Source organism: Luteimonas sp. MC1825 (assembly GCF_014764385.1).
Taxonomy (GTDB): Bacteria; Pseudomonadota; Gammaproteobacteria; order Xanthomonadales; family Xanthomonadaceae; genus Luteimonas.
Genome location: NZ_CP061714.1, coordinates 1,439,086 through 1,456,595, shown reverse-complemented (window position 1 = coordinate 1,456,595; position 17,510 = coordinate 1,439,086). Strand labels below are relative to the sequence as shown.

Genomic DNA, 17,510 nt, shown 5'->3' with positions numbered 1-17,510 from the left:
GGCTCAAGCCACCTCCGTGTCTGTGCCGGGCAGCAGCGCCGGATCGCGTCGCGGCGCGATCCACAGCCTGAGCACGAACCAGCTGAGGGCGAACGCGCCCACGCTGAAGATTGTATCGCCCGGGACCCGCATCCACACCAGCAGGTCGACGATCGGCCGCTGCATGAACTCGGCCGAACGCGCATGGGCATAGCCGTGCTCGATCGCCGCCAGCAGCTGCATCGTACCCAGCGGCAGCAGTGTCAGCAGTGCCATCAGCGCCAGGCCGATGTTGAGGCACCAGAACGAGACCTTCAGGGCCCGCGTGTCCCAGACCATCTGCCCGCGCAGGCCACGCAGGCAGAACAGCATCAGCGCGATGCCGAGCATGCCGTACACGCCGAACAGCGCGGTGTGGCCATGCAGCGGCGTGAGGTTCAGGCCCTGCATGTAGTACAGCGAGAGCGGCGGGTTGATCAGGAAGCCGAACAGGCCCGCGCCCACCAGGTTCCAGAACGACACCGCGATGAAGAACATCACCGGCCAGCGGTAGCGCGCCATCCACGGCGTGGCCTTGCCGTGCTTCCAGGTCTGGTAGGCCTCGAAGCCGATGTAGGCCAGCGGAACCACTTCCAGCGCCGAGAAGCTCGCGCCCAGCGCCACCACCGCGGTCGGCGTGCCGACGAAGTACAGGTGGTGCAGGGTGCCCAGCACGCCACCGGCCATGAAGATGATGGTGGCGAACAGCACCGCGACCGTGGCCGTGGACGTCTTCAGCAGGCCCAGCTTGGTGAAGATCAGCGCCATCACCGCGGTCGCGAACACTTCGAAGAAGCCTTCGACCCAGAGGTGCACCAGCCACCAGCGCCAGTATTCGACCTCGGAAATGTGCGTGTGCTCGCCCCACATCAGCGCCGAGGCGAAGAACAGGCCGATCGCCGCGGTGGCCATGAACATCAGGCCGACGATGTGCCGCGACTCGTTGTCGCGGTTGCGCAACACGGGCCACAGCGCGCGACCCACCAGCGCCACCCACAGCAACAGGCCGATGAACAGGTACCACTGCCAGAAACGGCCCATGTCGGCGTATTCCCAGCCCTGGTGGCCGAACCAGAAGTTGTGCTCCAGGCCCAGCTTCTGCATCACCGCGAACCATTGGCCGGCGAACGAGCCGACCACGATGATGATCAGCGAGAAGAACAGGAAGTTGACGCCGAACCGCTGGAACTTCGGTTCATGGCCCGACAGCAGTGGCGCGATGTACAGGCCGGTGCCAAGCCAGGCGACCGCGATCCAGAGCACCGAGAGTTGCGTGTGCCAGGTGCGCGAGAGCGAGTAGGGCAGGATCTCGGAAAGGGCAAAGCCGTACGCGTCCTGGCCTTCCACCTGGTAATGCGCGGTGATCGCGCCCAGCAGGATCTGCACCAGGAACAGCGCCAGCACCAGCCAGAAATACTTGGCCACCGCGCGCATCGACGGCGTCAGGCGCAGCGCCGCGAACGGGTCGCTTGCCGGAATGGCGTGACCGCGCTCCTCCCTGTCGTGGCTCACTGCATGCCACCAGCCGAGCAGGGCGATGCCGGCGATCAGGAACAGCACGCTGAAGGCGGACCAGACCCAGAGCGGCGCGGCCGGGCGATTGCCGACCAGCGGCTCGCTGGGCCAGTTGTTGGTGTAGGTGACCTGCTGCGGTACCACGCCGGACTTCTCCGGCACCATGCCGTCGCCGATTTCGCTGGGCCGCTCGGTGGTGGCCGCCCAGGACGTCCACCAGAAGAACGCCGTCAGCGAGCGCCGATGGTCGGCGTCGGGCACGGTGTCGTTCTTCATCGCGTAGGCCTCGCGCAGGCCCGCGGTGGCCGGATCGTTGCCGAACAGGCTTACGTAGTGCGCAGCCACCTCGGTGATCGCCGACACGCGGTCGGCATCGAGGGTGATCGTGCCGGTGGCCGCATCGTAGGTGTTGCGGCGGATGGATTCCTGCAGGCGCCCCTGCAGGCTGGTGCGTTCAACTGCGGGCAACTCGGCCCAGGTCGTTCCACCGGCCTCGCGCGTCCACAGGTCGAGCACGCCGACCGCTTCGCGGTGCAGCCAGTCCGCGCTCCAGTCCGGGGCGACGTAGCCGCCGTGACCCCAGATCGAGCCCAGTTGCATGCCGCCGATGGATTGCCAGACCTGGCGGCCGCGTTCGATATCGGCGCGGGTGTAGACGACCTGGCCGCTCTCCGACACCACCTGTTCGGGCATGGGCGGCGCGGCGCGGAAAATCTCGCCTCCCGCCCACAGCAGCACGGAAAACGAAGAGACCAGCAGTATTGCCAGTCCCAGCCAGAGCTTTCGATAGGTCCCCATGACGCCCTCCGCGTTTAAGTGGGAGGATCATCTTCTCGACGCGGGGTCAGCCGCCATGACCCAGGTCAAGCGTGCCGCCATGCGTATCGTGGATCCGTCGCGGGGCACCATGGCGACCCGCTGCTTGCCGAGGGGGCCTGGCTCTCAGGCCTGCGTCCAGAGCACCGGCGCGGCCAGCGCCTCGATCCGCTTGCGGTCGAGGATCTCCAGCTCGCGGCGGTCGACGCCAAGCAGGCCATCGTCCTGCAGGCGCTTGAGCACACGGCTGACCGTTTCCGGCGCGAGGCGCAGGTAATTGGCGATGTCGGTGCGTGCCATGGTCAGCTGGAAACGGTCGGGCGAGAACCCGCGCGCGGCAAGGCGCCGCGAAATCCCCACCAGGAACGCCGCCATCCGCTCGTCCGCGCTCCAGTCTCCGGAGAGCAGGGCGGCGCGGCCGATATCACGGCTGAGCAGCCGGAACAGGTGCTTCTGCAGCCCGGGCAGGCGCGCGGCGAGCACCGAGATCTGCGGAAACGAGAACCGGCAGAGCATCACCGTGTCCAGAGCCACCGCATTGCAGGGATAGGTGTCGCCATCGATGCCGTCCAGGCCGATCACCTCGCCCGGCAGGTGGAACCCGAGCACGTGTTCGCGGCCGTTGCGGTCGATGACATAGGTCTTGACCGTGCCGGCGCGCACCGCCGCGATCGCCTCGAACGGATCACCGGTGCGGAACAGGTGTTCCCCGGCATGCAGCGGACCCACATGCTGCACCAGCATGTGCAGGTCGCCCAATGAGGCCTTGTCCATGCCCTCCGCCAAGCACGCCTGGGAAAAGGCGCAGGTGGAGCAGAAGCGGTAGTCGTCGCCGTCGTCTGCCAGCACGCTGGCATCGAGGCGCGGAAACGCGACCTTGCTCACGCGATCGCCACCCGCAGGCTCAGATGGCGCGGGAGAAGCGCGGGCGCGAAGTATCGGCCGGCGTGGCGTCGGGGGCGGGGAGGTAGTGGTCGAAGCACATCGCAATATTACGCAACAACAGGCGACCGCGCGCGGTCACCACGATCCGGTCCGGCTCGAGACGCACCAGTCCGTCATCCTGCAGCGGGCGCAGGCGCTCGATGTCGGCCGCGAAATACTCCGCGAACACGATGTCGTGGCGGCGCTCCAGCGCATCCACCGGCACCTCCGCCTGGCACATCAGGCGCTGGATCAAATCCGCGCGCAGGATGTCGTCGGCGCTGAGGCGCATGCCGCGGAACACCGGCAGCCGGCCTTCGTCGATCGCGATCTGCCAGCCGGGCAGGTCGCGCGGGTTCTGGCTGAAGGTGTCGCCGATATGGCTGATCGCACTGACGCCGAGGCCGACCAGGTCGCTGTCGGCGTGGGTGGTGTAGCCCATGAAGTTGCGGTGCAGGCTGCCGCGCGCCTGCGCCATGGCGAGGTCGTCGTCGGGCAGCGCGAAGTGGTCCATGCCGATGTATTCGTAGCCACCGGCGGAGAGGCGCGTGATGGCCAGCTCGAGCAGGCCGAGTTTCTCCTCCGCACTGGGCAGGTCTGCCGCGTCGATCTGGTTCTGCGCGCGGAACAGGTCGGGCATGTGCGCATAGCCGTAGACCGCCAGGCGGTCCGGGCGCATCTCGAGCACCGTGTCGAGCGTGCGCGCGAAACCGGCCGGGTTCTGCTTCGGCAGGCCGTAGATCAGGTCGACGTTGACCGATCGGAAGCCGCTGGCGCGGCAGGCCTCGACCACCGCGCGTGTTTCCTCCACCGACTGGATGCGGTTGACGGCTTCCTGCACCAGCGGATCAAAATCCTGTACCCCGAAGCTCGCGCGGTTGAACCCGATGCTGCCGAGCTCGGCGATGTCGGCCGGCGAGACGAAGCGCGGGTCGAGCTCGATGGAGATGTCGCTTTCCTCGGGCCGCGCGAAATGGAACTGGCGGCGCAGCGTGTCGACGAGCTCCGCCAGTTGTCCGGGCGCCATGAAGTTCGGCGTACCGCCGCCGAGGTGCAGCTGCACGACTTCGCGGTCGCGGTCGAACAGCGACGCGACCAGGTCGATCTCCCGGTACAGGCGCGCCAGGTAGCCCTCGGCGCGCGACTTGTCGCGGGTGATGATGCGGTTGCAGCCGCAGTAGAAACAGGGGCTGACGCAGAACGGAACGTGGACATACAGCGACAGCCGGCGCGGGATCGGGTCGCCGTTGCTGGCATCCACCGCTTCGCGCAGCTCGGCCTCGCCGAATGCGGCGCTGAACTGCGGCGCGGTCGGATACGAGGTGTAGCGCGGGCCCGGGCGGTCGTAGCGGCGCAGGAGCTCGGCATTGAAGGGGAGGGAGGCGTCCATGGCGACATCTTGTCCGCGAGTGGAGGAGGGTACCTTGATCGTGGTCAAGGCCTGGAGCGGAGCCGCCGGGCTGCAGGCGCTCGGGGCGGCGCCGTCGGCATGGCGATGCCCTGCAGCGGTTCATGATCGGTGACATGCTGCGCGGGCGTTTCCGCGAGGCGGTCGCAGTCGCGGTGACGCATCCCGGGGATTGACACAAGGACGCGCCAGCATGGCCATGGAAAGGATTCCGCAGCGGTACCCGTTTGTCCCGAAAGCGCTTGCCGGCCTGCTGTTGCCGATGGCGCTGGCCACCGTGACGCCGACATTGGCACAGACGGTGCAGAAATGCGTGGGCCGCGATGGACACATCACGATCACCAGCGGCGCCTGTCCGGACGGCCAGCGCCAGGCGGCGTCATATGACGCCACGCCCGAGGTCATGACGCCAGAGCGTGCCGCCGAACTCGAGCGCCGTCGCCAGCAGGATGATGCGAATTCACGCTACCTGCAGTCGCTGGCGCCACGCGCTGGCGGATCGGTGCCGGGATACCGGACAACGCGCGGCACCGGTAACCGGCACGGCTGCGACACCGCCAAGGCGCGCCGCGACGCCACGCTGCGCCGCGTGGGCCTCAAACGCACACATGATCTGCTGCGCAGGCTCGACGACCAGGTCTACGAGGCGTGCAAGTAGCGGGGCGTGTTCGTGGCACTGCATTGCTCGTGCGCCAAGGGCGCCGGCGACACTGGGCCGGTCCGAAAAACCTGCGTGTATTTACATAATGTGCATTATGCGAAGTGCGGTATGGCCAGTGACATGGTCCCCGGGACGCAAAACGTTGCCTGCCTCCGCCCAGTTTCCCGTTGCCTGGATCATGTCTCCACTGCTGGAGCAGCCGGAGCACGCATGAAGCGCATCCTTGGCAAGACCTGCATCGTCACCGGGGCGTCGCTCGGCATCGGTCGCGCGTGCGCGCTGCGACTGGCGGAGGAAGGCGGACGCGTCGCTCTGTTCGACGTTCTCGACGACGACGGAAGCGCGCTCAGGGACGAGCTGCGGGCGTCGGGCCACGACGCGGAGTACTGGCACGTGGACGTTTCCAGCGAGGCCTCGGTTCGCGCGGCAGTGGACGAGGTCGCAGCGCACTTTGGCAGCGTCGACGTGCTGGTGAACAACGCCGGTATCGCCGGCATCAACAAGCCCACCCACGAGGTCAGCGAGGCCGAGTGGGACCGCGTGCAGGACGTCAACGTCAAGGGCGTGTTCTTCTGCACCAAGCATGTGCTTGCGCACATGCGCCGCGCCGGTGCCGGCAGCATCATCCACCTGTCGTCCATCTACGGGCTGGTCGGCGCGCCGGACCTGCCGCCCTACCATGCGTCCAAGGGCGCGGTCACGCTGATGGCCAAGACTGACGCCCTGCTCTATGCGGCGGACGGCATCCGCGTCAATTCGGTGCACCCGGGCTTCATCTGGACGCCACTGGTGGCCCATCTCCTCGTCGCCAGCGGGGCGACCGACCTCGACGTCGCGCGCGCGGAACTCGGCAAGCTGCATGCACTGGGCCATGTCGGCGAGCCCGACGACGTCGCCTGGGGCGTGGTCTACCTGGCCTCGGACGAAGCGAAGTTCGTGACCGGCTCGGAACTCGTCATCGACGGTGGCTATACGGCACGCTGAACCGCCAGCTCCGCGCTCGAAATCACATGCGTGCCCGCGGCTGCCGCAACCGCGGCCTCGAGCATCGCGCTGGCGATATTGGTGGCGGGGTTGATCCGCAAGCGTGGCGGAAGCACGGGTGCCGCGATGCGCAGCACGGCCGCCATGGCCCGTTCGCCGACCCGCACCTCATTGCGCTCCCCACCGATCAGCCCCGGCCGCACGAAGGTCAGTGACGGAAAGCCTATCCGCGCCAGATCACGCTCCAGGTCGCCCTTCACCCGGTTGTAGAAAAACCTGGACGCGGGATCGGCGCCCATCGCGGAGTTCAGTACATACGTGGGTGTCCCATGGCGCCTGGCGATCCGCGCGACCTCGAGTGGATACGCGTGGTCGACGCGGCGGAACGCATCCCGTGATCCGGCTGCGCGCAGCGTGGTCCCGAGCGCACAGATCACGGCGTCCGCCTGCCACCAGTGCGCGTCTTCCGGCAGCTGTTCGAAATCGACGCGGGGCGACACCAGGCCTGCCTGCGCCGGTAGTTCGCGTCGCACCGGAGCGGTCACCGCAGAGATCCGTGGATCGGCAATGGCCAGCCGGAACACCTCGCCACCGACCAGACCGGTCGCGCCGAACAGCAGCAGTTTCATTGGATTCCCATACAAATTGTCTTTATTAACAGAAGTTTACATCATCTATTCAATGTCTCTTGTCACGTTAGTGCGCGAGCGCTTGACCCTTGACCTTGCTCAAGGGTCCACACTGGCTGCCAGCCAGCGGCATCCCAAGCGCATCCGCGGGGCGCCCGCCCACCCAGGAGACATGACCATGCATCGCCCTACCCTCCGCCTGCCACCGCGCGCCCTGCTGGGCCTCCTGCCGCTGGCGCTGCTCGCATGCAGCAATGCTGGCGTACCCGCGGCGCAGGATGCGCCCCGTGTCGCTGCGGTCGCAGCCGCGCCCGCCCCAGCCGCGTTGCCCACGATGCTGGTGCACAAGAGTCCGAGTTGCGGCTGCTGCAGCGCGTGGATCGACCACATGCGCGCCGCCGGCTTCGGAATCGAAGTGCGCGACGTCGACGACATGGGCCCGGTCAAGGAGTCGCTTGGCGTTCCGTTTGGCAAGGGGTCCTGCCATACCGCCGAGATCGACGGCTTCTTCATCGAAGGTCACGTGCCCGCGGAGGACATCAAGCGCCTGCTGGCTGAGAAGCCGGATGCGAAGGGGCTTGTGCTGCCGGGCATGCCCGCCGGATCCCCGGGCATGGAAATGCCGGACGGACGCGTCCAGCCGTTCGTGGTCGAACTGGTGGCGCGCGACGGCACGACGTCGGTCTACGCGCGCCACGGCGAGTAGCAGGCCATGCAGATCGGACAACTCAGCAAGCGCACCGACACACCAATCGACACCATCCGGTACTACGAGCGCAACGGCGTGCTGCCGGCGCCGGATCGGCAGGCGTCGGGCTACCGCAGCTTCGGCGACGACGATGTCGCACGGCTGCGGTTCGTGCGGCGTGCCAAGGGCCTGGGGTTCACGCTGCGCGAGATCCGCGACCTGCTGGCGCTCTGGTCCAGCCGTGGCGAGGACATGGCGGCCGTGCGCCAGGCCGCCCACCTGCGGCTGGGCGAGGTCGAGCACAAGATCGATGAGCTCGAGCGCATCCGCGACGGCCTGCGTGCCCTGGTGGACGCCTGCCCGGGACACGGCGATGTCACGCACTGCCCGATCCTGGCCTCCCTTTCAGGCGAACACGAATGAACGAAGATACGGTCGCCGGTCACGCCGGTGGTGCGTGCGGCAAGCACGTTGCCGACGGACCCGCCGCGGCCAGGGATCCCGTGTGTGGCATGTCCGTCGACCCGGCGCGCACGCCACACCACGCCCGCCACGACGGCATCGACCACCACTTCTGCTCTGCCGGCTGCCGAACGAAGTTCGTGGCCGATCCGCTGCGTTACCTCTCCCCTGCCCCGGACAGCGTGCCCGCCGCGCCGCCCGGCACGATCTACATCTGCCCCATGGATCCTGAAATCCGCCAGGAAGGTCCCGGCACCTGCCCGATCTGCGGCATGGCGCTCGAGCCGGAAATGCCTTCGCTGGACGACGCGGACAGCCCGGAACTGGTCGACTTCACGCGGCGCTTCTGGTGGACGCTGCCGCTTACCGTGGTGGTGGTGGTGCTGGCGATGTGGGGCCATCACCTGCACGCGCTGTCCACTACCGCGCGCACCTGGATCGAGTTCGCACTCACGGCGCCGGTGGTGCTGTGGGCTGGCCGCCCGTTCCTTGAGCGCTGCGTGGCGTCGATCCGCAATCGCAGCCCGAACATGTGGACGCTGATCGGCATCGGCGTGTCGGCGGCGTTCGTGTACAGCGCGGTGGCCACGATCGCGCCCGGGCTGTTTCCGGACGGCTTCCGCGAGCACGGCCGGGTCGGCGTGTACTTCGAGGCCGCAGCCACGATCGTTTCGCTGACCCTGCTTGGCCAGTTGCTGGAGCTGCGGGCGCGCTCCAGGACCTCGTCGGCGATGAAGGCGCTGCTGAGCCTCGCACCCACCACCGCGCGTCGCCTGCGCGCCGATGGCGACGACGAGGACATTCCGCTCGCCCATGTGCACGTCGGCGATCGCCTGCGCGTGCGCCCCGGCGAGAAGGTGCCGGTGGATGGCGAGGTGATCGAGGGCCGCTCGCCGGTCGACGAGTCCATGCTCACCGGCGAACCGGTGCCGGTGGCCAAGGCACCCGGCGACCGCGTGGTGGGCGCCACGCTCAACGGCAACGGCGCACTGGTGATCCGCGCCACCCAGGTCGGTGCCGACACGGTGCTGGCGCGTATCGTGCAGCTGGTGGCGCAGGCGCAGCGTTCGCGCGCGCCGATGCAGCGCCTGGCCGACCGGGTCGCCTACTGGTTCGTGCTGGCGGTGCTGGGGATCGCGGTGCTGACGTTCTTCGTCTGGGGCATGTTCGGCCCGGAGCCGTCGTGGACGTTCGCGCTGCTCAACGCGGTGTCGGTGCTGATCATCGCCTGCCCCTGCGCGCTCGGCCTGGCCACGCCGATGTCGATCATGGTCGCGACCGGCAGCGCGGCCAAGGCCGGCGTGCTGTTCCGCGATGCCGAGGCCATCGAGCGCCTTGCCGTCGTCGACACGCTCGTCGTCGACAAGACCGGCACGCTCACCGAGGGTCGGCCGGCGTTCCGCGACGTGGTGGTTGCCGACGGCTTCGATGCCTCCGAGGTCCTGAGGCTCGCGGCAAGCCTCGACCAGGTGAGCGAGCACCCGCTGGCCGATGCCATCGTGGCCGAGGCCCGTGCGCGCGGCCTGCCGCTTTCGGCCGCCGAAGACTTCGACTCCGACACCGGCATCGGCGTGCGCGGTCGCATTGATGGCCGCGCCATCGCGGTCGGCAACACCGTGTTGATGCAGGGTGCGGGCGCGGATCCCGCGCCACTTGCGACCCGTGCCGACGCGCTGCGCGCCGATGGCGCCAGCGTGGTCCACGTGGCCGTCGACGGCCGCCTTGCCGGCCTGGTGGTCCTGGCCGACCCGGTCAAGGCCAGCACCCACGAGGCGATCGCCGGCCTGCATGCCGCGGGCATCCGCATCGTCATGGCCACCGGCGATGGCGAAGCAACCGCACGCGCGGTCGCGCGCGAGCTCGGCATCGACGAGGTCCACGGCGAGATGCGGCCAGCCGACAAGTCGGCGCTGGTCGCGCGGCTGCAGGGCGAAGGCCGCCGCGTGGCGATGGCGGGCGACGGCATCAACGACGCACCGGCGCTGGCGTCCGCCGATGTCGGCATTGCCATGGGGACCGGGACCGATGTCGCCATGTCGAGCGCTCAGGTCACGCTCGTCGGTGGCGACCTGCGCGGCATCGTGCGTGCACGGCGCATCGCGCAGGCCTCGGTGGCCAACATGAAGCAGAACCTGGGCTTCGCCTTCCTCTACAACGCGATCGGCGTGCCGGTGGCGGCCGGCGTGCTGTATCCGTTCACCGGCCTGCTGCTGAGCCCCATGCTGGCGGCGCTGGCGATGAGCCTGAGCTCGGTGTCGGTGGTCGCCAATGCGCTGCGCCTGGGTGCACGGCGCTTCAACTGAATTCCGGAATCCGCAGATGACACCAGACAAACCCCTCGATCCCGCGCGGCGCCAGTTCGTCACAGGCGTCGCCGCCGCTGGCTCCCTGCTGGCGTTCAACAGCTGGGCCGGCAACGGGCCCGCCATCGGGCGCGCGACGCCCGGCACCGAACTGCGCGGCCGCGAGTTCGACCTTGCCATCGGCTCCACCGAGGTCGACTTCACCGGACGCGTGCGGCGCGCGATCACCGTCAACGGCCAGCTGCCCGCACCGATCCTGCGCTGGCGCGAAGGCGACACGGTCACCCTGCGCGTGGCCAACCGCCTGCCGGATGCGACGACCTCGATCCATTGGCACGGCATCCTGCTGCCGGCCAACATGGACGGCGTGCCCGGACTGAGCTTCGACGGCATCGCGCCGGGCGAGGCCTACATGTACCGCTTCACGCTGCGCCAGTCGGGCAGCTACTGGTACCACAGCCATTCGCTGTTCCAGGAACAGGCCGGGCTGTACGGCGCGATCATCATCGATCCGATCGCGCCCCTCCCCTACCGCCATGACCGCGAGCACGTGGTGCTGCTGTCCGACTGGACCGACCACGATCCCGCCGCGCTGTATCGCAGGATGAAGAAGCTGGCCGAGTTCGACAATTACTACAAGCCGACTGTGGGCGATTTCGTGCGCGACGTACGCAGCGACGGCCTGGCCGCCACCCTGCGCGACCGCGCCGCCTGGGGCCGGATGCGCATGACGCCCACCGACATCTCCGACATCAACGCGCACACCTACACCTACCTCTGCAACGGCAGCACGCCCGCGGCCAACTGGACCGGCCTGTACCGCAGCGGAGAAAAGGTGCTGCTGCGCTTCATCAACGCCTCGGCGATGACCTACTTCGACGTGCGCATTCCCGGGCTGAAGATGACCGTGGTGGCCGCGGACGGCCTGCCGATCCATCCGGTGAGCGTGGACGAGTTCCGCATCGCGGTGGCCGAAACCTTCGACGTGATCGTGGAGCCGTCGGGTCAGGATGCGTGGACCATCTTCGCCCAGGACATGGGGCGCACGGGCCACGCCCGCGGCACGCTCGCCGTGCGCCCGGGACTTGCTGCACCCGTGCCGGCCAACGACCCGCGCCCGCTGCTGACCATGGACGACATGGGCCACGGCAGCCATGCCGGCGGCGGCAAGGGCATGGAGGGCGGGTGCGGCGCGATGATGGCCGAGGGCGGCTGCGGTGCGAACATGGGCCATGGCGGCGCCATGGCGATGCAGGCGCATCCGCCGCGCGAGGACGGCAGCCCGATCGTCGACATGCAGACCATGACCCCGGCGCCCAGGCTCGACGATCCCGGCATCGGCCTGCGCGACAACGGCCGGCGCGTGCTCACCTACGCTGACATGCACTCGATCGGCGGCGATCCCGACGGACGCGATCCCTCGCGCGAGGTCGAGCTGCACCTCACCGGGCACATGGAGAAGTTCGCGTGGTCGTTCGATGCGCAGCCGTTCGCCGACGCCCAACCGCTGCGCCTCAACTACGGCGAGCGCATGCGCATCGTGCTGGTCAACGACACCATGATGACCCACCCCATCCACCTGCACGGCATGTGGAGTGACGTCGAGGACGCCGACGGCAATTTCCAGGTGCGCAAGCACACCGTCGACATGCCGCCGGGTACGCGGCGCAGCTATCGCGTGCGTGCCGACGCGCTCGGGCGCTGGGCCTTCCACTGCCACCTGCTGTACCACATGGAGGCCGGGATGATGCGCGAGGTGCGCGTGGAGGAGTCCGCATGAGCCGCCCCTCCGCAAGCGGGGTCGCCAGGGCCGTCCTGGGCACGCTGCTGGCCTGTGGCAACGCGGCCGCACAGCACGAGGGCCACGCGCAGCACGCACCGACACGGCCGGTGCCCGCGGCGGTTGGCGAGGCGAAACCGCCCCGTCACGCGCATGACAACGCAGTGGGCGCCGACCAGCCGCACTTCCCCGTACCTGCACTTACCGCCGCGGACCGCGCCGCGGCCTTCCCCGAGCTCGGCCACGGCATGGAGCACGCCTCGCCACGCAACTGGCGCGTGCTCCTCGACCATTTCGAGATCACCGACAGTGACGATGGGCGCGGCCAACGTGTCGAAGGCGAAGCCTGGTACGGCACCGACACCGACCGGCTGTGGCTGCGTGCCGGCGTGGAACGCGACGGCGGGCGCACCCACCACGCCGACGCCGAGCTGCTGTACGGCCGCAGCATCGGCCCGTGGTGGGACGTGGTGGCAGGCGTGCGCCAGGACTTCGAGCCGGGACCGTCGCGCACCTGGGGCGCCATCGGCATCCAGGGCCTCGCGCCGGGGCGTTTCGAGGTCGCGGCGACGGCATATGTCGGCGCATCCGGCCGCACCGCGGCCCACCTGCAGCTGGAGTACGACCTGCTGCTGACCAACCGCCTGGTGCTGCAGCCGGCGCTTGGCGCCTGGGTGCATGGCGAGGACGACGCGGCGCGCGGCATCGGCTCCGGCCTGTCATCGACCGAAACCGGCCTGCGCCTGCGCTACGAGCTGCATCGCCAGTTCGCGCCCTACATCGGCATCGTGCGCGAACGACGCCACGGGCGCAGCGCCGAACTGCGTCGCGCGGCAGGTGCCGACGGCGACGAGACGCAATGGGTCGCGGGCGTTCGCTGGTGGTTCTGAAGGTTCCGCATCACACAGGTGTTGACGGTATCCGTCGCCGCCCCTAGAATCTCGCGCTCACCAAGACGTGGGGCCATAGCTCAGCTGGGAGAGCGCCTGCATGGCATGCAGGAGGTCGGCGGTTCGATCCCGCCTGGCTCCACCAATCACAAGGTCCCTCGGGACCAGCGGTCAAAGATCCAGGTCCCCATCGTCTAGAGGCCTAGGACACCACCCTTTCACGGTGGACACCGGGGTTCGAATCCCCGTGGGGACGCCAACGTTGCATGGAAAAGCCCGCCAATGGCGGGCTTTTTCTTTGCGTGCACGGCCCGCGCCTTGCGGCCGCGGAACCGTTCAGCCGTCGCTGCCGCCGCCGTCGCGGTTGGCGATCTCGGTCCAGTCGACCTCGATGCCCTTGCGATGTCCTTTTTCGACAAGCTTCAGGCCGGTCGCGTCGATGGTGAGGGTGTAGGCCTTGTCGCCGATCTGGACTTCGCGCTTCAGGGGCTTGTCGAGCTTGGTCGTCATGGGATCACCTCGGGGTGGTTTCTGGGGACGTGCCCGCCGATGCTAGCACCGCGTCCGGCGCCCCGGATGAAGTCGCGAGGGGCGCCAGGGTCGCCACGCCGTGCCCTTGTTCGGCCAGGTATTGCAGCCATTTTCCCAGGAACGTGTTCATGCGCACGCGGTGGCCGAGCACCGCCTTGGGAGGCGGAAACATGCCGATGGTGTCCTGCCAGCGGCGCCCGACATAGCAATGCGTCGCCTCCGCCTGGCGCGCGTCGCGATACAGGCGCACGTACACCGATGGATCCGGTTCGCCGGTCACCGGATCCGGCAGTGCGTCGTAGGCCAGGCGCAATTCGCTCGTATAGGCGTGGCGCACGATCACGTCCAGCCTCACCTCAAGTCCGTCCCCGGTCCGCGAAAGGTACCTGCCCTCGGCCAGGTCACCGGGTTCGAACAGGCGCACCAGGCGCGCGTGGTTCTCGGCATACAGCGCCATCAGCCAGCCGAGGCGGCTGAGCTGCGGGACATGGATCGGGCGTGCGGCAAGACTGGACATGTCCCGATCCTACACGCAGCCGCCTGCACCGGGGCCGGGTCAGAACATCCCGCGGCGGATGCCAAGCGTGTTCATCACCTTGCTGGCGATTTCCTCGATCGAGGTGTGCGTGGTGCTCAACACCGGCACACGCTCGGCGCGGTAAAGCGCCTCCGCCGCCGCCACCTCGCGCCTGCAGGTCTCCAGCTGCGAATACTTCGAATTGGGGCGCCGCTCCTGGCGGATCTGCTGCAACCGCACCGGGTCGATGGTCAGCGCGAACAGCTTGCTGCGGTGCGCGCGCAGCCGTGGCGGCAGACGGTCGTGTTCCAGGTCCTCTTCGGTCAGCGGGTAGTTGGCCGCGCTCACGCCGTAATGCAGGGCCAGGTAGACGCAGGTCGGCGTCTTGCCGGCGCGCGACACCGCGACCAGGATCACGTCGGCGGCGTCGTAGTTGATGGCGATGCCGTCGTCGTGGGTCAGCGCGTAGTTCATGGCGTTGATGCGCCGGTGGTAGCTGTCGAAGTCGACCATGCCGTGCGCCTGGCCGACGCGGGATTGGCGCATCTGGCCCAGTTCAGCCTCCAGCGGCGCGATGAACGGCGCAAACACGTCCAATACCAGTGCCCCGCTCCCGGCGATCGCCTGGGTCAGGTCGGGATCCACGCAGGAATTGACCACGATCGGGCGCAGGCCGCTGGTCACGCCGGCCGCCTGGATGCGCGCGGCGATCTCGGTGGCGCGCTCCACGCTGTCCACGAATGGAATGCGCTCGGTGGAGAAGCGGGTATCGGTGAACTGCGTCAGCAGGCTGTGGCCGATCGTCTCTGCGGTGATTCCGGTGCCGTCTGAGACGTAAAAGACCGGGCGCGGCATGGGCATGCGTTGTTCCTGTGGGGAGCCGCGGGCATTGCGGCGTGCTGGCTTGCTAAAATAGCCAATGTCGGCCGCCGGCGCCCCCGGCGTCGTGGCTTCCTTCCCCAGCGTGACCCCTTCGCATCTCCGGAGTGCCCGTTTTGAGCGCCAATATCCTGTGGCTAGACGATCTGCGCCTGACCGACCTTGCCCAGGTGGGCGGCAAGAACTCCTCGCTCGGCGAGATGATCGGCAACCTGGCAAGGCTCGGCGTTTCGGTGCCTGGCGGGTTTGCCACGACCGCGGATGCCTTCCAGGCGTTCGTGGCGCACAACGACCTGCACCAGCGGATCTTCGACAAACTGGCCACGCTCGACGTGGAGGACGTGCCGGCGCTGAACCTTGCCGGCGCCGAGATCCGCGGCTGGGTGATCGCGGCCCCGCTGCAGGCGGAGCTTGAACAGGAGATCCGCGACGCCTACGCAAAGCTGTGCGCCAGCAACGGCGGCGGTGAGGTCGCGGTGGCAGTGCGCTCCTCGGCCACGGCCGAAGACCTGCCCGACGCCAGCTTCGCGGGCCAGCAGGAAACCTATCTCAACGTCACCGGCGCCGACGACGTGGTCGTCAAGGTCAAGGAGGTGTTCGCCAGCCTCTACAACGACCGCGCCATCGCCTACCGCGTGCACCACGGCTTCAAGCACGAGGACGTGTTCCTGTCGGCCGGCGTGCAGCTGATGGTGCGCTCGGACATCGGCGCGTCCGGCGTGCTGTTCACGCTCGACACCGAGTCCGGCTTCCGCGACGTGGTGTTCATCACCTCCAGCTACGGCCTGGGCGAGAACGTCGTGCAGGGCGCGGTGAACCCGGACGAGTTCTATGTCTACAAGCCCACGCTGCGCCAGGGCAAGCCGGCGATCCTGCGCCGCTCGCTCGGCGCCAAGCAGATCCGCATGGTGTATTCCGACCAGCCCGGCGAGCGCGTGCGCAACGAGGACACCCCCGTAGCGCTGCGCAACCGCTTCTCGATCGACGATGCCGACGTGGCGGAGCTTGCCCGCCAGGCGCTGACCATCGAAGAGCACTACGGCCGCCCGATGGACATCGAGTGGGCGAAAGACGGCGCCAGCGGCAAGCTGTTCATCGTCCAGGCGCGCCCCGAGACGGTCAGGTCGCGCGCCAAGGCCACGCAGATCGAGCGCTACATGCTGGGCGCGCGCGGCCCCGTGGTCACGGAAGGCCGCGCCATCGGCCAGAAGATCGGCAGCGGCACCGCGCGCGTAGTGCGCACGCTGGACGACATGAACCGCGTGCAGCCCGGCGACGTGCTGGTCGCCGACATGACCGACCCCGACTGGGAGCCGGTGATGAAGCGCGCCGCCGCCATCGTCACCAACCGTGGCGGCCGCACCTGCCACGCCGCCATCATCGCCCGCGAGCTCGGCGTGCCGGCGGTCGTGGGCACGGGCAACGGCCTGGATACGATCAAGGACGGCAGCGTCGTCACCATCAGCTGCGCCGAAGGCGACACCGGCTACATCTATGACGGCGCCCTGCCATTCGAGCACATCACCACCGACCTGTCGTCGATGCCCGAAGCGCCGCTCAAGATCATGATGAACGTGGCCAACCCGGAGCGCGCGTTCGACTTCGGCCAGCTGCCCAACGCCGGCATCGGCCTCGCGCGCCTGGAGATGATCATCGCCGCCCACATCGGCGTGCACCCCAACGCCCTGCTGCAGTACGACCAGCAGGACGCGGACATCCGCAGGAAGATCGACGAACGCATCGCCGGTTACGCGGGCCCGGTCGAGTTCTATGTCGACCGGCTCGCCGAGGGCATCGCCACGCTGACCGCGTCGGTGGCGCCGAACCCGGTGATCGTGCGCATGTCGGACTTCAAGTCCAACGAGTACGCGAACCTGCTCGGCGGCCAGCGCTACGAGCCGGAAGAAGAGAACCCGATGATCGGCTTCCGCGGGGCCAGCCGCTATGTCGATCCGTCGTTCGCGGATGCCTTCGCGCTCGAGTGCAAGGCGGTGCTGCGCGTGCGCGAGGAGATGGGTCTCGACAACCTGTGGGTGATGATCCCGTTCGTGCGCACGCTGGACGAAGGCCGGAAAGTACTCGATGTGCTCGAGGCCAACGGCCTGGTGCGCGGCCGCAACGGGCTCAAGGTCATCATGATGTGCGAGGTGCCCTCCAACGCGCTGCTGGCGGACGAGTTCCTGGAAATGTTCGACGGGTTCTCGATCGGCTCCAACGACCTGACCCAGCTGACCCTGGGCCTGGACCGGGATTCGGCGGTGGTCGCCCACCTGTTCGACGAGCGCGACCCGGCGGTGAAGAAGCTGCTGTCGATGGCCATCCAGACCGCGAAGGCCAAGGGCAAGTACATCGGCATCTGCGGCCAGGGCCCGAGCGACCATCCGGATCTCGCCGAATGGCTGATGCAGGAAGGCATCGAGTCCCTGTCGCTCAACCCCGACACCGTGGTCGACACCTGGCTGAGGCTGGCGAAGTTGAAGGCTGCCGGCTGAGCGGGTCGTACGT

The 17,510-nt window shown here is 68.3% G+C and carries 15 protein-coding genes and 2 tRNA genes; 10 read left to right on the top strand and 7 right to left on the bottom strand.

Translation table 11 applies throughout. The annotated features are described in order from the left end of the window. Positions 1-3: 3 nt before the first annotated feature. The 3 genes from IDM46_RS06720 to hemN all read right to left on the bottom strand — a co-directional run bounded on the left by IDM46_RS06720 (position 4) and on the right by hemN (position 4,663). Positions 4-2,331 carry a nitric-oxide reductase large subunit gene (locus IDM46_RS06720; protein WP_185115194.1) on the bottom strand — a complete coding sequence of 776 codons (2,328 nt, stop codon included), beginning with the start codon at positions 2,329-2,331 and terminating at the stop codon, positions 4-6. A 144-nt stretch (positions 2,332-2,475) separates the two neighbouring features. Continuing rightward, positions 2,476-3,234, bottom strand: coding sequence for a helix-turn-helix domain-containing protein (locus IDM46_RS06715; RefSeq protein WP_223878047.1), 759 nt, complete (start codon positions 3,232-3,234; stop codon positions 2,476-2,478). 19 nt (positions 3,235-3,253) lie between these two features. After that, positions 3,254-4,663 (bottom strand): oxygen-independent coproporphyrinogen III oxidase, encoded by a 1,410-nt coding sequence (hemN, locus tag IDM46_RS06710; RefSeq protein WP_185115193.1) that lies wholly within the window; start codon positions 4,661-4,663, stop codon positions 3,254-3,256. Between the two features lie 211 nt (positions 4,664-4,874). Between hemN and IDM46_RS06705 the strand changes: the two genes are divergently transcribed. After that, complete coding sequence (locus tag IDM46_RS06705) at positions 4,875-5,339, top strand: hypothetical protein (RefSeq protein ID WP_182821214.1); 465 nt, start codon at positions 4,875-4,877, stop codon at positions 5,337-5,339. A gap of 213 nt (positions 5,340-5,552) precedes the next feature. Further along, entirely contained in the window at positions 5,553-6,326 is a 774-nt protein-coding gene (locus IDM46_RS06700) for a glucose 1-dehydrogenase (protein ID WP_185115191.1), read from the top strand. On the opposite strand, the gene IDM46_RS06695 is transcribed toward IDM46_RS06700, so the two are convergent. Next, positions 6,311-6,955, bottom strand: a complete 645-nt coding sequence (locus IDM46_RS06695; RefSeq protein ID WP_185115190.1) for an NAD-dependent dehydratase — start codon at positions 6,953-6,955, stop codon at positions 6,311-6,313. The two genes, IDM46_RS06700 and IDM46_RS06695, sit on opposite strands and share 16 nt — an antisense overlap. A gap of 334 nt (positions 6,956-7,289) precedes the next feature. Between IDM46_RS06695 and IDM46_RS06690 the strand changes: the two genes are divergently transcribed. The 7 genes from IDM46_RS06690 (at position 7,290) to IDM46_RS06660 (ending at position 13,337) form a co-directional block, all read left to right on the top strand. Next, complete coding sequence (locus IDM46_RS06690) at positions 7,290-7,661, top strand: DUF411 domain-containing protein (RefSeq protein WP_185115288.1); 372 nt, start codon at positions 7,290-7,292, stop codon at positions 7,659-7,661. A gap of 6 nt (positions 7,662-7,667) precedes the next feature. After that, positions 7,668-8,066: a heavy metal-responsive transcriptional regulator gene (locus IDM46_RS06685; RefSeq protein ID WP_185115189.1), complete on the top strand. Its 399-nt coding sequence runs from the start codon at positions 7,668-7,670 to the stop codon at positions 8,064-8,066. Continuing rightward, on the top strand, positions 8,063-10,408 hold the full coding sequence (locus tag IDM46_RS06680) for a heavy metal translocating P-type ATPase (RefSeq protein ID WP_185115188.1): 2,346 nt from the start codon (positions 8,063-8,065) through the stop codon (positions 10,406-10,408). Before IDM46_RS06685 ends, IDM46_RS06680 begins: the two co-directional genes overlap by 4 nt. 16 nt (positions 10,409-10,424) lie before the next feature. Further along, positions 10,425-12,188 carry a copper resistance system multicopper oxidase gene (locus IDM46_RS06675; RefSeq protein WP_185115187.1) on the top strand — a complete coding sequence of 588 codons (1,764 nt, stop codon included), beginning with the start codon at positions 10,425-10,427 and terminating at the stop codon, positions 12,186-12,188. Beyond that, a complete protein-coding gene (locus IDM46_RS06670) occupies positions 12,185-13,078 on the top strand; it encodes a copper resistance protein B (protein WP_185115186.1) in 894 nt (297 codons plus the stop codon). The genes IDM46_RS06675 and IDM46_RS06670 overlap by 4 nt, the downstream gene beginning before the upstream one ends. 69 nt (positions 13,079-13,147) lie before the next feature. After that, positions 13,148-13,223, top strand: a tRNA-Ala gene (locus IDM46_RS06665). Between the two features lie 38 nt (positions 13,224-13,261). Then, positions 13,262-13,337: transfer RNA gene (locus IDM46_RS06660), tRNA-Glu, on the top strand. A 77-nt stretch (positions 13,338-13,414) separates the two neighbouring features. Here IDM46_RS06660 and IDM46_RS06655 read toward each other — a convergent pair. Genes IDM46_RS06655 through IDM46_RS06645 form a run of 3 tightly spaced genes read right to left on the bottom strand, consistent with a single transcriptional unit; the run spans position 13,415 to position 14,987 of the window. Further along, complete coding sequence (locus tag IDM46_RS06655; protein WP_185115185.1) at positions 13,415-13,588, bottom strand: hypothetical protein; 174 nt, start codon at positions 13,586-13,588, stop codon at positions 13,415-13,417. A 4-nt stretch (positions 13,589-13,592) separates the two neighbouring features. Further along, positions 13,593-14,126, bottom strand: a complete 534-nt coding sequence (locus IDM46_RS06650) for a DUF1249 domain-containing protein (protein ID WP_185115184.1) — start codon at positions 14,124-14,126, stop codon at positions 13,593-13,595. A 39-nt stretch (positions 14,127-14,165) separates the two neighbouring features. Then, positions 14,166-14,987: a pyruvate, water dikinase regulatory protein gene (locus IDM46_RS06645; RefSeq protein ID WP_182821241.1), complete on the bottom strand. Its 822-nt coding sequence runs from the start codon at positions 14,985-14,987 to the stop codon at positions 14,166-14,168. Between the two features lie 134 nt (positions 14,988-15,121). Here IDM46_RS06645 and ppsA point away from each other — a divergent pair, with 134 nt between their 5' ends. Beyond that, a complete protein-coding gene (gene ppsA, locus IDM46_RS06640; RefSeq protein WP_182821244.1) occupies positions 15,122-17,497 on the top strand; it encodes a phosphoenolpyruvate synthase in 2,376 nt (791 codons plus the stop codon). The last annotated feature ends 13 nt before the right edge of the window (positions 17,498-17,510 follow it).